Raw genomic sequence first — 15,156 nt, 5'->3', positions numbered from 1 at the left:
ATATGGACAATCATGTAAGGATTTTAGTCGTTGATGACGAAGAGCGTATCCGACGTTTATTGAAGATGTACTTAGAGCGTGAGGATTATGCAATTGATGAAGCTGATAACGGTGAAGAGGCATTAAATAAAGCCTTTGATAATGATTATGATTTAATTCTATTAGATCTTATGATGCCTGGGATGGATGGTTTGGAAGTTTGTAAGCGGCTTCGTGAGCGCAAAGCTACGCCTGTTATGATGTTAACAGCAAAGGGTGAAGAAGCAAACCGTGTCCAAGGGTTTGAGGTCGGCACTGACGATTATATTGTTAAACCATTTAGCCCTCGAGAAGTAGTGCTACGTGTAAAAGCGTTATTGCGCCGTTCTTCACCGACGAAATTTTTGCAGACAGATACAACGACAAAAGATGTTGTTGTCTTTCCACACCTTACAATTGATAATGATGCCCATCGTGTAACAGCTGATGGTAAAGAAGTTAGTTTAACACCGAAAGAATACGAATTACTTTATTTCTTAGCAAAAGCACCAGATAAAGTGTTTGACCGTGAGCAGTTATTGAAAGAAGTATGGCAATATGAATTTTTCGGAGATTTAAGAACCGTTGATACACACGTAAAACGACTGCGTGAAAAGCTTAATAAAGTATCGTCCCAAGCAGCAAAAATGATCGTCACAGTCTGGGGTGTTGGCTACAAATTCGAGGTTGTGGGTGACTGATGTTCTGGCGAAGTGTCGTTGGTAAACTTTGGTTCACTATTCTTTTACTCGTATCGTTTGTTTTATTTATTCTAACTGTCTTATTGCTGCAATTTTTTGAAACCTATCATGTGAGTGAAGCAGAGAAGGATTTGTCGCAAACAGCACAGAAAATTGCTAAAGTCATCGAGCAGCATGAAGAACAAGATTTAGCATTTGAAATTGCCGGGGAAATGGTTGACCCTTCTGCTAAATTATTTATTGTAAGTGGGAAAACGCAGCGGTGGTATGCCTTTAATCGGCCGTCAGTGGAAAAGCTAACCATTGAAGAGCTTTTGAATGAAGAGGATTTAAATAACGTTATTGAAGAAAGACATAAGATTAGTAAGCTTGCTTTCCCACCAGAAGAGCTTGTAGAAAATGCAGGGTTTAATAATGAAATGATTCTTGTTGGAGTGCCAGTGAGCATTTCTGCTGATGAACCTGGCGGAGTATTTATTTATCAATCATTAGATATTGTCGGACAGACGACAAAACAGACGACAAAAATTATTTTGTTAAGTGCAGGGATTGCGATTGTTCTAACAACAGTGTTTGCGTTCTTCTTATCAACAAGGATTACAGCACCGCTCCGAAAAATGAGGGAGGCTGCTTTCGAAGTGGCACGTGGAGAGTTTGAAACGAAGGTACCAATTTTAACGCATGATGAAATTGGTGAGCTTGCACTTGCTTTCAACCGAATGGGGCGTCAGCTTGACTTTCATATCAATGCACTTAGTCAAGAGAAGGAGCAACTTTCTAGCATATTAAAAAGTATGGCAGATGGTGTCATTACGATGAATCGAAAAGGAGATATTCTCGTTTCGAATCCACCTGCAAATCGTTTTCTAGAAGCATTTCAATTTGAACAAGGCAATGAACCGGCGGAAATTCATGTCTTGCCAAATGAATTGCGTTCTCTTTTGCGTAAGGTTGTCAAAGAAGAACAAGAGCAAGTTATCGAAATGAGTATCCAAGGACGTAGCTGGGTTATCTTAATTACTCCTCTCTATGATGAAGCATTTGTACGTGGTGCTGTCGCAGTATTACGTGATATGACAGAAGAGCGGCGTCTTGATAAGCTGCGTAAAGATTTCATTGCAAATGTATCACATGAATTGCGTACACCTATTGCAATGCTTCATGGCTATAGTGAAGCAATCGTTGATGATATTGCAGGCAGTGAAGAAGAGAAGAAGGAAATTGCACAAATTATCTTAGATGAATCATTGCGCATGGGGCGTCTTGTCAATGAATTACTAGATCTAGCACGGATGGAAGCAGGTCATATTCAGTTAAATCTTGACGAGATCGAAGTCACGGAATTTACGAAACGGGTTGTGCGAAAATTCCAAGGCCCTGCAAAGGATAAACAGATTACATTAAATACAAACGTACCTGACGTCTCAGAGGACCTATGGTTTGATCCAGACCGGGTAGAGCAAGTGTTAACTAATTTAATTGATAACGCGATTCGTCATACAAATGAAGGTGGAACCGTGACAGTAACTATGGAAGTGCTAGAAGATTCAGTCCGCTTTGATGTAACTGATTCTGGTTCAGGTATACCGGAAGAAGACTTACCATTTGTATTTGAGCGTTTCTATAAAGCAGATAAAGCACGGACAAGAGGCAGAAGTGGAACAGGACTAGGTCTGGCTATTGCAAAAAATATTGTAGAAGCACATCGGGGTCATATTTCTGCCCATAGTCGGCTGAATGAAGGAACAACGTTTAGCTTCTTACTTCCTCGAAATGATGAACGTGTTTAGAAGATTTGCTTGAATCATCGAAATTTGTACTGTATCATTAGAGAAAACTTTATAACATGTGTTGCATATAGGTGCCGTGAGTAAAAGGTATAAATTTTACGGCTGAAAAGGGAATCTGGTGAAAGTCCAGAACTGTCCCCGCAACTGTAAATGTGGACGAAATGAGGTGACCACTGTACATATTGTTATGTATGGGAAGGCTCAAAGTAGGGTGAAGCATAAGTCAGTAGACCTGCCTAACGCAATCATGTTTCAAACCTTCGGGGGTTGAGTGTTTGAAACGGCATGCATGAGCGTATAGTTTGTTGCGCTACGTCTGTCGTTGAAACCTATCCTTTGAAGGATAGGTTTTTTTATGAGATTGAGTATGAGAGGAGAAAAAAGGAATGAAGAAGCAATTAACAGCAGTATTGCTCATTTTGCTATCTGCAATAATGGTGCTAGCAGGGTGTGGCAATAATGAAGAAGACACATCGAAAGAAGCGAAAAAAGAGGAACAACAAACAGCAGATGAAGCCTTTCCAGTAACAATTAAAGATGCAACTAAAAAAGAAGTAACGATTGACAAGAAACCAGAACGGATTGTCTCATTAATTCCGAGTAATACAGAAATTACATATGCTGTTGGAGCAGGGAAACAAGTTGTCGGTGTAACAGAATGGGATAATTACCCAGAAGATGTTAAGAACAAAGAAAAAATCGGCGGACTTGATTTTAATAGTGAAAAAGTCATTGGCTTAAATCCTGATTTAGTGCTTGCTCATGCATCAGGTATGGCAAAGGCTGAACAAGGATTAGAACAGTTGCGTCAAGCAGGGATAAATGTTGTAGTTGTACCAGATGCTACATCGTTTGACCAAGTGTATAAGTCGATTAGCTTAATCGGCAAAGTAACCGGACATGCTGAGAAAGCGGAAAAAGTCGCAAAAGACATGCAAGATAAAATCACTGCAATTGAAGAAAAAGCAGCCAATATTAGTGAAGAAGAGAAAAAGACAGTATGGGTAGAAGTGGCGCCAGCTCCAGAAATTTATACGACAGGAAAAGGTACATTTATGCACGAAACTCTTCAAAAGATTGGAGCGAAAAACGCCGCGGCTGACCAAGAAGGCTGGGTGAAATTCACCGAAGAAGATGCTGTTTTGCTTAACCCTGATGTTATTGTTGCCACTTACGGGTTCTATGTCGATAATCCAGTAGAACAAATCAAACAACGTCAAGCATGGCAGGATGTTCCCGCAGTGAAGAATGACCAAATCTATGCAGTTGATGCAGATAAATTCAATCGTGCAGGCCCGCGTTTAGTAGAGGGAGTAGAAGAACTTGCTAAACTTGTCTATCCAGACGTATTCAAATAAGCATATATCACTTGCCTATATTATATCTATTAGTTTACTTTTACTGGCCATGCTACTAAGTGTTACAGCTGGAACGCTTGATCTTTCTTTTAAAGAAGTGTTTCAAATTATCTATGCGAACCTGACTGGCAGTACGGTCGAACTTAACCCGATGCATGAAAACATTGTAATGATTATTCGATTGCCGAGAGTGTTATTAGCATTATTTGTCGGAGGTTCACTGGCGATTGCGGGGGCGGCTTTTCAAGGGTTGTTACAAAATCCGTTAGCTGACCCCTACACGCTAGGGATTTCTTCTGGCTCATCACTAGGGGCGGTTGTTGTCATGTTTTTCGGTGTTTCTTTACCGTTGCTGCATGGCTTTACATTACCTGTAATGAGTATATTATTTGGTTTTGTAACGCTCGTATTTGTGCTCGGTTTTGCTAGAGCAATAGATGCTCAAATGTCAGTTGAAACAATTATTCTCACAGGAATTATTTTTAGTGCTTTTATCGGTTCACTTATTTCGTTATTAATCGCTTTAACAGGAGAAGAATTACGTCAAATTATTACGTGGCTAATGGGTAGTGTCTCTATGCGGGGTTGGCCTTATGTTAAGATGGTGGCACCTTTTACAATAATAGGCGTTATTGTTCTTCTTATGAATACAAGAGAATTAAATGCTCTTGCCTTCGGTGAAGATGCGGCACGTCATGTTGGGGTGAATGTACAAATTCGAAAATATGCTGTGCTTGGAGGAGCGTCTCTTCTAACAGGGGCAGCGGTTGCAGTCTCTGGAACGATCGGCTTTGTCGGTTTAGTTATTCCGCACTTAACCCGAATATTATGGGGAGCAGACCATCGTCATTTGTTACCGCTTTCCTTCTTGAATGGAAGTGCTTTTCTCGTCATAGCTGATATGATTGCACGAACAATTATTTCACCTGCAGAGCTTCCGATTGGAGTCATTACATCGCTTGTTGGGGCACCAGTATTTGCGATTCTGTTCTATACGATTCGGAAAAGGTGATTAGGAGAAACAGAAAGTAGTGATGAACATGATGTTATCAGCAGAAAACGTATCAGGCGGCTACGGGAAGAAAGAAGTTGTCTCAAATGTTTCATTTGATTTAGAAGCAGGTGAGATTTTTGGCATTCTCGGGCCAAATGGAAGTGGAAAAACAACACTTCTTCAGCTTATCAGTGGAAAGCTGCCACTTAATGAAGGGGCTGTTACGCTGGCAGGAAGAAAGATTGAAGAATACAGTCCGAAAGAATTAGCACAATTAGTAGCGGTACTCCCACAAACAACTGATGTGTCATTTGCTTACTCGGTAAAAGAAACAGTTAAGCTTGGCAGGTATTCTCATCAAACGGGCTTATTTCCGAAATGGACAGCGGAGGATGAGAAGGCTGTGAATGAAGCCTTGGAAGAAACACGTCTTTGGGATTTACAAGATAAATCCATTCAGTTGTTAAGTGGAGGTGAGCGTCAACGCGTTTTTCTCGCTCGTGCGTTAGCGCAGAGACCAAAGCTATTATTATTGGATGAACCGACAAACCACTTGGATATTTCGCATCAAATGAGGTTGCTTGATTCATTAAAGACATGGGCAAAAACGAAAAGTTTAACGGTTATCACGATTTTTCATGACTTAAATCTAGCAAGCTTGTATTGTGATCGGCTGTTATTGTTAGAAGACGGTAAAACTGCGTCACTTCACACGCCAGATGAAGTGATGAAAGAAGAGCGCTTAAAGCGTATTTACGAGACAAATGTGAAACGGAAAGAGCATCCAACTGCACCATCACCTTTAATTACTTTCTTGCCAAAGCAGGATGATACCGAACGGGTAAATTGCATTGATGAATTAACCGTAACAGCTTCAAGTGAACGAATTACTGTTGTTTCCCCTAAACCATTGAAAACATTATCCTCTGCATTGATTGGAGCTGGCTTTCAATGGGCTGGTACATTTATTAATCGTCACGTGCCAAAAGATTATAAGATTGATAATGCGTTAGAAGAAATGACGGAATATTTAAGGAACTTAGATTGTAATATCCAACAAACGGTCGGCATGATGACTGCCGCAATGTTAGAAGATGCTTCTTATAAACGGATGGATACCGATGACTTTTCTTTGTTTGTCATGGTAACAGCTGGCACTGGAAATGCAGTTGATATTTCGAGAGCATATTTGCACAAGGAATTCGAATATTCACCAGGTACGATTAATAGTTGGATCTTCTTGCAAGGGCATCTTACCGAAGCAGCCTATGTGCAAGCGATGATGACTGCAACAGAAGCGAAGGTGCAGGCTGTTCAACAGCAAGGTATTCTCGATCCTGAAACAGGCACACCAGCAACAGGTACTTCAACAGACAGTATGCTCGTAGCTGCTACACAATGCGGGACACAATTTGAATATGCAGGTACGATTACACCGATCGGGAAAGCGATTGGAAAGTTAATGTTTGAAGCAGTTTCAGAATCAATCGAACGCTACAAACAGCGAGTGAAAGCCAGTGATTGAGCACGTCATCGCAGCGCTTGTAGCACTTGCATTCGATAAGTGGATTGGTGACCCTGAGCATTTACCTCACCCTGTTCGGTTGATTGGTGCATTGATCAGTAAGCTTGACCGAGCGTTCAATCAAGGTCGTTTTCGCAAAGGAAAAGGTGTGCTTACTGTGCTGATCGTTTCTATTTGCTGCTTTCTGATCCCACTCGCTATTATTACTGTTGCTTATCAACTTCATCTCATTATTGGAATTGCAGTTGAAGCGGTACTTATTTTTACAACGATTGCATTAAATGATCTCGAAAAAGCTGCGAGAAGAGTTGAAATACCATTGCGTGCAGGTGATTTTACCGAGGCGCGTGCGAAACTTGGCTGGATTGTTGGGCGTGACACCGACACGTTAGGTGAATCAGAGATTGTTAGAGGGACAGTTGAAACGGTTTCAGAAAATACAAGTGATGGGATAACAGCTCCTTTGTTTTATGCCCTGCTTGGCGGTGCACCTCTCGCGTTTTTCTACAGAGGGGTGAATACGTGTGATGCCATGCTTGGGTATAAAAATGAAAAATATATTTCGTTCGGCTGGGCTTCTGCGAGACTTGATGATCTGCTGAATCTCATTCCAAGCCGCTTAACAGGCATTGCGATGTTACTTGCCAATGCAAAAAAATATAACAAGCATGTCGGTCATCTAGTGAAAAAGCTGCCGATTCATGCTAGGAAACACCCGAGTCCAAATAGCGGCTGGTGTGAAGCAGCTACGGCGCTGTTGCTAGGGGTTCAGCTTGGCGGACAAAATCATTATCAAGGAACAATTTCTAACCGTCCGCTAATCGGCACTAAAACAGTGTCATTAGCCACAGCTCATATTCACGAAGCGATTCAAATTATGAAACGAACAACGGTGATGTTTTTAACTTTTATTTCTCTGGGGGTGCTTATCATTGACTATCTCTTTACCTGAACATGGTGCCAACACAAATGGCGTGTATAACGCATTTGACATTAAGTATAGTGGAAGTGTGTTGGATTTCAGTGTAAATACAAACCCGTTTGGCATGCCTGAGAGCTTTAACGAGCTGCTGTCTAATTGCATATCAGCTGCTTCGCATTACCCAGAGCTTGACTCTATTACACTGAGAAAAGCGATTGGTGATAAAGAAAAGCTTGACCCCTCAAACGTATTAATTGGTAATGGTGCTGCAGAATGTATCTTTTTGATTACAAGATATTTTATGAATAAAAGAGTCGGCATTATTGAACCGACTTTTACGGAATATCGTCTGGCCGCGAAAGCTTATCAATGTAGTGTGGAATCCTTTCAACTGAATGAAGACGGTCATTTAGAATTATACAAAATGGGGGAGTTTTTGAAAAAAGTTGATGTGCTTTTTTGCTGTCATCCAAACAATCCAACAGGAATGACATACGGTGATTCCGTTATTCATGAACTTTGCCAGCTTTGTGAAGAGTATGACACGTATCTTGTGCTTGATGAGGCATTTTATGATTTTGCTGAACAAAACGTTTCTGCTGTTCACCTTTTGAGAAAATATTCTAATTTGCTCATTCTTCGATCCTTTACAAAAATGTTTCACATTCCAGGTATTCGTCTTGGTTATGTGTTAGGTCATGCGCCGATTGTTCAAGCACTTGCATCCTATCAGCCACCTTGGAGCGTGAATACATTGGCACAGCAGATTGGCATGCAATGCTTAGAGGAGGGACGTTTTGTAGAAGAAACGAAAAAACAGATTTCGTACGAACGTGAACGGGTGTTGAATCGGTTAGAACAAATGGGCTTTACCACTTCAAAGTCCGTTGTGAACTACTATCTGCTTTCTCATCCTCAGTTCAGTGATATGAAACCTTTACTAACATTTTTGCTTCAGCAGGGCATTGTTGCTCGGCACACATATAATTTTCAAGGACTGAATGGAAAATCAATTCGGCTTGCGATAAAGCGAAAAGATGAAAATGATACACTTCTCCGTAATCTAGAAGGCTGGTTAGATCAATGCTAATTTTTGTGAGCGGGGGAGTGCGAAGTGGAAAGAGTTCATTCGCTGAGCAGTATGCATGCCATTTAGCAGAGGATACATGTATTCACTATATTGCGACAAGCACGATTACTGATAATGAAATGAAGCAGCGTATTCAGAAGCATCAGAACGACCGTGCAGCTTCGCCTTATGAATGGAAAACATGGGAGCAGCCTCGGAATTTGGAAAACATTATACCTCAGTTTTCAATAACAGATACGGTGTTAATTGATTGTTTAACGGTGTGGCTAAGCAATGAGCTTTTTATAAATGACATTTGGCAATCAGCGCAACAGTCAGCATTTGTTGTCAGGCGAATGAAAGAAACAATCGAACAATATCAGAAACAATGCTTGCATGTCATTGTTGTTTCGAATGACCTTTTCTATGACGGTATGCCTGAAGATGTAGGAAGCAAGTGTTATCTTTCTTCATTAGGGAAGCTGCATCAAGAAATTGTTGAGATAGCGGATGAGGCGTACCAAGCGGAGTTTGGGCTTGTGCAAGCGATGAAGGAAGGGAACAGTTAAATGCGGTTTGTGTTTGATGGCTTCATACTAGCTGTTCAATTTTTCACGCCAATTCCCCTTTCAGTAGAAGTTCCTTGGGAGGAAAGAAAAGCACGCTTTGCAGTAATGTGGCTGCCATTCATTGGTCTAAGTATTGGCATGCTGCTCGCTGGTGCTTTTCTCGCTTTGCAAGCAGGGTCCTTTTCTTCACTAGCTGTTTCAATTGTTCTCCTGTTTCTCATGACTGTTACTACAGGCGGCTTACATTTAGACGGCTGGATGGATTGCGCGGATGCTTACTTTTCCTTTCAAGACAGAAGGAAACGACTTGAGGTTATGAGCGACCCGCGTACAGGGGCTTTCGGTGTTATCGCCCTCTTATTTTTATTGTTATTTCGGTGGTTGTTTCTTTATGAAGCCGTTCATCTTCAAGCGGATTTGGTTCCCTTTGTTTTAATTGTGCTGCCCTTTATCGTTCGTATTGGCATGGTCTATACGATTTGCTTTACGTCTTCAGCTAAAGAAAGTGGTCTTGCCCATCACTTTCAACGCTACTTAAAACGACGAGATTTCGTGATTGTGCTTTGTTTAGGAATTATGTTACTTAGTCTTGGGTTGTTTATTTTCAATGGGGAGTATTTGTATCTTATGCTTAGTGCAGGAATAATGCTGTATACTGCTTTGTTTCAAATATTTGTGAAGCGGTCATTCGGTGGTATAACAGGCGATACGCTTGGTGCATTTATTGAAGGTGGTGAGACATTCTTATGGATGGGCGTGTGGCTGTTACTCTCATACGGCATGGTGTAACAGAAGCAAATCTCGCAAAACAATATCTCGGCTGGCGTGATGAGCCTCTTTCCGTGCATGCGGAAGATGATTTGCAAGTGATGAAAGAGCTTTTTGTACAGCCTGATTGCCTTCTTTCAAGTGATCTTAACAGATGCGTTGCTACAGCAAAATTTCTCTTTCCTCATCTGCCACTAAAAACAACACGCTCATTGCGGGAGTTTAATTTTGGAGATTGGGAAGGTAAAACGTATGCTGAATTAAAAGAACAGCCTGCTTATTGTGCGTGGCTCGATGATGATCGTCTACCGGTCCCAAATGGTGAAACGAAAGCAGTCTTTCATGACCGTATTAGAAGGAGTATCACAGAAATAGCCGAGGAAATGGATGGAATGAATGCAACGAGTATCGCCGTTGTCACACATGGAGGCGTTATCCGTACACTTCTCGAATGGTTCGCACCAACTCAGAAGTCATTTTGGCAGTGGAATGTGCCGCATGCAGGTGGTTGGCTGCTAGAAACAACGTCGGAGCGATTAAGGAGGGGAGAACGTTGCATTTCGTTACAGGAGGTGTCTGTCAAGGAAAGAAAAAATGGGTAAGCAATTACTATCAGCTTCATTCAGCATCGAATGTTTTGTGGCAGTCAGCATATGAGCGACAGCTGTATATTCCAAAACAAAAAACAGCATCCTTTCTCATTTTTGAAGGAGTAGAGGCCGCAATTAAAGAAACATTAGTTAAAGCTGAGGATGACATTTGTGCTTATTGGAACACTTTTTTTGAAAAGGTCATTGAGTGGGAAAGCGGCGGTGGTACCTGTGTTGTCATTGGTGCTGATATTTCAAAAGGAATTGTGCCGATGGAGGAGCTTAACCGCCAGTGGCGTGACTATACAGGCTGGTGTTATCAAACCCTTGCAGCTAAGGCAGAACGGGTAGATGTTATTTGGTGTGGATTACCACAAACATTGAAAAAATAAGGAGGAAATAATATGAAACTTTATACAAGAACAGGTGACAAAGGACAAACATCATTAGTTGGCGGCCGTGTTGAGAAAGACCATCTTCGTGTAAATGCTTATGGAACAATTGATGAGATCAACAGCTTTCTAGGGCAAGCAATGACACAGCTTAAAGATGATGTATTCAAAGATATTTATCAAGAGCTAGAAAAGGTGCAACACGAATTATTTGATTGTGGCGGTGATTTAGCTCATGTGAAAGTCGACCCTTCAAAGTTTAAAGTGACTGAAGAAATGGTGACGTTTTTAGAAGAGCGAATTGATGCTTATATTGAAGAGGCTCCACCACTTGAGAAGTTTATTTTACCAGGCGGTTCACCTGCAGCTGCAACGATTCATATTGCCAGAACGGTGGCTCGTCGTGGAGAGCGGGCAATTGTAACGCTTATGCGTGAAGAGGAAATCAATCCGTTTGTGCTCACATATGTCAATCGCTTATCAGATTATTTATTTGCAATTGGCCGTGTCATTAATGCTCGCTTAAATGTAAAGGACGTCGAGTATGAGCGTAGTGCACTTGTGTTCCGCAGAGGAAAAAGGAAAGAGAAAGAATGAGCGTAAGGCAGCTTTCATTACTTATTGTCTTTATTTCGTTTTCCATTATAGGGGCAATGATCAAAATTCCTGCTATTGTGACAAGTGTTGCCCTTGATAGCTTTCCGGCACTTGCAGCTACGGCAGTGCTTGGACCAGTCGGAGGAATGATAACAGCATCACTTGGTCACTTAGGTTCAGCCCTCCTAGGTGGTCTTCCGCTTGGTCCGCTGCATTTATTTGTCGCAGCAGAAATGGCAGGCATTCTTTGGGTATTTGGAAAATTGTATCAAAAGAAGAAACGTATCTCAGCCTATGTTTTCTTTTTTGTAAGTAACGGTGTACTGGCTCCCTTACCGTTTGCATTTATTATGGGCGCGCCGTTTTATTTCGCACTTCTCCCAGCGTTGCTAATTGGAGCGGGTATTAATTTACTAGCGGGAGTGATTGCTTTACCAAAAATTGAGCACGCTGCTAATCGTGTTCAGAAGACTGCTGTGAAATAATGCGGGATGTTCAATTTGTTCCATTATGTGAACAGGAGGAGCTTGTGATTTCTGCCGATTGTTGCGGAGGGGTAGGAGAGAAAGTCGCTGACATTGTCGCAGCTTCAAATGAGCAAACCGCCTATTTTACAATGCGGGTAGCTTTGATGGAATTACTTGCGGTCGGTGCTTCCTTGCAATCAATTGCTGTTCAAAACCTTACCTCAGAAACAGCTTGGCAGTCGTACTGTAATGGGATACAGCAGCTACTTTCAGAAGTAGGCATCGAACATGTGCCAATTACCGGAAGTAGTGAAACGAACTTTCAGCTCAAGCAGTCAGGCCTTGGGCTTACTTTAACAGGGCGAGTAAAACCTCGAGAAAAAAGAGTCGCGATAACGCCAAAATCAGCTCTATTTGCTGTAATCGGAAAGCCGCTTGTCGGAGAGGCTGTTTTACATGAAAAAGGTGGCGTAGCTTCACTAGTGACATTTTACAAGCTACTTCAAGAAAACCTTATCTATGAAGCAGTTCCTGTTGGCTCTAAAGGAATAGATTATGAAGTTAAACAATTATGTAATGCAAATGGATTTCCAGAAGTCCTCGTCCATTCAGAGTTGGACTTAACAGCACCAGCAGGTCCATCTACATGTTATGTTATTAGTTATGCGATTGAAAAAGAAGAAGAGATAAAGAAAATCGTAATGGATCATTTCTATCAGTTGTATCTTGAAAAGTCTCGGTGAATGCCGAGGCTTTTTGTTATGGATTAAGGTTGTTCGTGTATATTTCAAACCATGAACAGAATAATAGAGAATATAAGTTTTTGGATGAAGGGGAATAAGCATGAACATTCCGGCAAAATTCAAAGTCGAACCTTTCTTAGTTTTTTATTTAGTTCATGCATCACAAGTTGGGGTTGGAATATTAGGATTTCAACGCATTCTTATGGAAGAAGCTGGTCATGATGCATGGATATCGATACTTATTACGGGATTTATATATCACATTATCTTATATATGATCTTTAACATGCTAAATACATATAAAACGGATTTAACGGGCTTGCACAAAAAGTTTTTTGGTAAGTGGGTTGGAAAATGTCTAGACTTTGTTTTTATCATTTATGTGCTCGTTACTGCCTTCACAGTAATTCGTACATATATTGAAGTTGTACAAGTATGGATGTTTCCTCAGCTTGCTTCTTGGGTGCTTGGTGTGCTTTTTTGTACATTGATTTATTATGTTGTAACTGGTGGGTTCCGGGTAGTGACAGGTATTTGTTTTTTTGGTGTTGTGATCCCCTCCTTTTTAACGGAATTCTTCTTTTTTCCTTTGCAGTATGCTGACTTTGGGAACTTACTTCCCATTCTTGACACTCCTTTTCCCAAGATTTTAAGTGCGGTAAATGATACAGCTCTTTCTTATTTAGGTTTAGAAATGCTGCTTGTCTATTATCCCTTTATTAGAAAACCGGAGAAATCACAGAAATTTGCTCATCTCGGTTTAGCAGCTACTACATCTCTCTATGTGTTCATTACGCTAGTAACTTTTGCTTTTTATAGTGAAAAGCAATTGGAGAAGACAGTATGGGCAACATTAAGTTTATTTAAGGTGGCTGAGTTTTCTTTTCTTGAACGATTTGAGTATTTTGCAGTTGCCATTTGGGTATTTGTCGTTATTCCGAATATGGTTATTTACTTATGGGTTTCAACCCGTGTGGCAAAAGAGAGCTTTCATCTATCACAAAGAAAAATATTGGCTGTCTTTTTAACTGTTATCTTTATTAGTATTGTTTCAATAGACAGCAGAGTGCTTGTAGACCAGATTAACACATACTTAGGTAATCTTGCTTTTTACTTTATTATTGGTTATATTCCTGCCTTATACCTCATTTCAAAGCTGCATAATCGCATGCATAGGAGGTCTAAAACATGAAGCGGCGTCCTACATTTTATCCCCGTTCCTCAATGAAACAGCTATTTACAGAGTTAAAAAAGAATAATGATTTTGTTTGTTATGAACATGATTCCAATATTGAACCTTTTATTATCTGTTATTTTTTCCCGTTGATTGATTCAGAAATCTTGCATAGAGATTTGCTAGAAAAGGTAAGAGAGCCTTTTGCAACCCTTGAAGAACTACAAGCTCGTCTTCCTTTTGAACAAATAGTTATTACAGATGAGCCTAAGGTTGTAAAAGAAAAGTTATTTGGGGGATATGTACGAATTTCAATAATGAAAGAAGAGGAACGTTGTCTATTAATAAAGTGCTTAAAGATAGAAGGACGTGACGTTACAGCCGCTGAGATTGAATTTAGTGTAGAAGGGCCGAAAGAAGCGTTCACCGAATCCTATCAAACCAATTTGAACTTAATTCGCAAACGGCTGCCTACATTAGACTTACAAATGAAAGAGATTAAGGTGGGCAAACAATCACATACAAAAGTCGCCGTCATGTATTTAGGAGATAAAGCCCATTCAGAAGATGTTGATCTTGTTTTTTCAAGATTACGCCAGATAGAGTTTGATGGGGTATTAGATAGTTCGTTTATCCAACAAGTATTACAAGATAATTGGAAATCACCTTTCCCACAATTAAAAGAAACAGAACGTCCAGACCGGGTTTGTGGACAGCTGCAGGAAGGCCGGTTAGTGATTATTGTTGATGGCTCACCGTTTGTTTTATGCGGCCCTGTTTCATTTGTCGATTTCTTTTCATCAATGGAAGATTATTATTTATCATGGCAAGTTGGAACGGCCTTTCGGTTAATTCGTTATTTTGCTGTAACCTTTTCAGTACTCGCAACTCCTTTGTACGTGGCGGTTTTGACCTACCATTATCAGTTAATTCCTAGAGACCTGCTTGGAACGTTAATCGGTTCGAGAGCCAATATACCTTTTCCACCGATAATTGAAGCGTTATTTCTAGAGTTGACGATCGAGTTGTTACGGGAGGCAGGAGCTCGTTTGCCAACAAAGGTTGGTCAAACACTTGGTATTGTTGGTGGGATTGTCATTGGACAGGCATCTGTTGAAGCTGGCTTAACAAGTAATGTCCTTCTTATTATTGTTGCATTGGCAGCTCTTGCCTCATTTACAACACCGGTGTATCGAATGGGAAATACGATTCGGTTGTTACGGTTTCCATTTTTAATTTTTGCAGGCATGTGGGGGTTGCTAGGTGTTATGGTTTGTAGTGCCTTTGTGTTAACTCATTTAATTCGCTTAACATCGCTTAACCGTCCTTATTTAGAGCCGATTTATCCGCCGAGATTAAAGAGGTGGCGAGATGTATTTGTTCGTTTTCCTTATATGCCGGTATCAGCTCAAAAAACTAAAAAATCGAGCATATTTAGTGGGCTGAGGTTTAAACATCAAAAGGATATTGATGAGTAGG

16 protein-coding genes and 1 riboswitch are annotated in these 15,156 nt (G+C 40.7%); all 16 genes read left to right on the top strand.

Annotation, left to right across the window (positions count from 1 at the left end):
- The first annotated feature begins 2 nt into the window (after window positions 1-2).
- Window positions 3-719, top strand: a complete 717-nt coding sequence (locus LC040_09845) for a response regulator transcription factor (GenBank protein ID WLR49621.1) — start codon at window positions 3-5, stop codon at window positions 717-719.
- Entirely contained in the window at window positions 716-2,509 is a 1,794-nt protein-coding gene (locus tag LC040_09840) for an ATP-binding protein (GenBank protein ID WLR53248.1), read from the top strand. The genes LC040_09845 and LC040_09840 overlap by 4 nt, the downstream gene beginning before the upstream one ends.
- 52 nt (window positions 2,510-2,561) lie before the next feature.
- Window positions 2,562-2,764, top strand: a riboswitch (cobalamin riboswitch).
- 131 nt (window positions 2,765-2,895) lie between these two features.
- On the top strand, window positions 2,896-3,867 hold the full coding sequence (locus LC040_09835) for an ABC transporter substrate-binding protein (GenBank protein ID WLR49620.1): 972 nt from the start codon (window positions 2,896-2,898) through the stop codon (window positions 3,865-3,867).
- Window positions 3,833-4,879: an iron ABC transporter permease gene (locus tag LC040_09830; protein ID WLR49619.1), complete on the top strand. Its 1,047-nt coding sequence runs from the start codon at window positions 3,833-3,835 to the stop codon at window positions 4,877-4,879. The genes LC040_09835 and LC040_09830 overlap by 35 nt, the downstream gene beginning before the upstream one ends.
- Before the next feature lie 22 nt (window positions 4,880-4,901).
- On the top strand, window positions 4,902-6,386 hold the full coding sequence (locus LC040_09825) for a heme ABC transporter ATP-binding protein (GenBank protein WLR53247.1): 1,485 nt from the start codon (window positions 4,902-4,904) through the stop codon (window positions 6,384-6,386).
- The gene (gene cbiB, locus LC040_09820) at window positions 6,382-7,338 is read left to right on the top strand and encodes an adenosylcobinamide-phosphate synthase CbiB (GenBank protein ID WLR53246.1); all 957 of its coding nucleotides are present in this window, start codon (window positions 6,382-6,384) and stop codon (window positions 7,336-7,338) included. The genes LC040_09825 and cbiB overlap by 5 nt, the downstream gene beginning before the upstream one ends.
- On the top strand, window positions 7,319-8,398 hold the full coding sequence (cobD, locus tag LC040_09815) for a threonine-phosphate decarboxylase CobD (GenBank protein ID WLR49618.1): 1,080 nt from the start codon (window positions 7,319-7,321) through the stop codon (window positions 8,396-8,398). Before cbiB ends, cobD begins: the two co-directional genes overlap by 20 nt.
- Window positions 8,392-8,946, top strand: a complete 555-nt coding sequence (locus LC040_09810; protein WLR49617.1) for a bifunctional adenosylcobinamide kinase/adenosylcobinamide-phosphate guanylyltransferase — start codon at window positions 8,392-8,394, stop codon at window positions 8,944-8,946. The genes cobD and LC040_09810 overlap by 7 nt, the downstream gene beginning before the upstream one ends.
- Window positions 8,947-9,735 carry an adenosylcobinamide-GDP ribazoletransferase gene (gene cobS, locus LC040_09805; GenBank protein WLR53157.1) on the top strand — a complete coding sequence of 263 codons (789 nt, stop codon included), beginning with the start codon at window positions 8,947-8,949 and terminating at the stop codon, window positions 9,733-9,735. It begins immediately after the preceding gene.
- Window positions 9,693-10,316, top strand: a complete 624-nt coding sequence (locus tag LC040_09800) for a histidine phosphatase family protein (GenBank protein WLR53156.1) — start codon at window positions 9,693-9,695, stop codon at window positions 10,314-10,316. The genes cobS and LC040_09800 overlap by 43 nt, the downstream gene beginning before the upstream one ends.
- Window positions 10,268-10,696 carry a bifunctional adenosylcobinamide kinase/adenosylcobinamide-phosphate guanylyltransferase gene (locus tag LC040_09795; GenBank protein ID WLR53155.1) on the top strand — a complete coding sequence of 143 codons (429 nt, stop codon included), beginning with the start codon at window positions 10,268-10,270 and terminating at the stop codon, window positions 10,694-10,696. Before LC040_09800 ends, LC040_09795 begins: the two co-directional genes overlap by 49 nt.
- 12 nt (window positions 10,697-10,708) lie before the next feature.
- A complete protein-coding gene (locus tag LC040_09790) occupies window positions 10,709-11,293 on the top strand; it encodes a cob(I)yrinic acid a,c-diamide adenosyltransferase (protein ID WLR53154.1) in 585 nt (194 codons plus the stop codon).
- Complete coding sequence (locus LC040_09785; protein WLR53153.1) at window positions 11,290-11,778, top strand: ECF transporter S component; 489 nt, start codon at window positions 11,290-11,292, stop codon at window positions 11,776-11,778. The genes LC040_09790 and LC040_09785 overlap by 4 nt, the downstream gene beginning before the upstream one ends.
- A gap of 44 nt (window positions 11,779-11,822) precedes the next feature.
- Complete coding sequence (locus LC040_09780) at window positions 11,823-12,503, top strand: ATPase (GenBank protein WLR53152.1); 681 nt, start codon at window positions 11,823-11,825, stop codon at window positions 12,501-12,503.
- A gap of 100 nt (window positions 12,504-12,603) precedes the next feature.
- Window positions 12,604-13,695 (top strand): GerAB/ArcD/ProY family transporter, encoded by a 1,092-nt coding sequence (locus tag LC040_09775; protein ID WLR53151.1) that lies wholly within the window; start codon window positions 12,604-12,606, stop codon window positions 13,693-13,695.
- On the top strand, window positions 13,692-15,155 hold the full coding sequence (locus LC040_09770; GenBank protein WLR53150.1) for a spore germination protein: 1,464 nt from the start codon (window positions 13,692-13,694) through the stop codon (window positions 15,153-15,155). Before LC040_09775 ends, LC040_09770 begins: the two co-directional genes overlap by 4 nt.
- Window position 15,156 lies beyond the last annotated feature (1 nt).

The organism is Bacillus tianshenii, from assembly GCA_020524525.2.
Taxonomy (GTDB): domain Bacteria; phylum Bacillota; class Bacilli; order Bacillales; family Bacillaceae_N; genus Bacillus_AV.
Note: the sequence above shows the minus strand (reverse complement) of the source record. Positions and strands in the feature narration are given on the sequence as shown.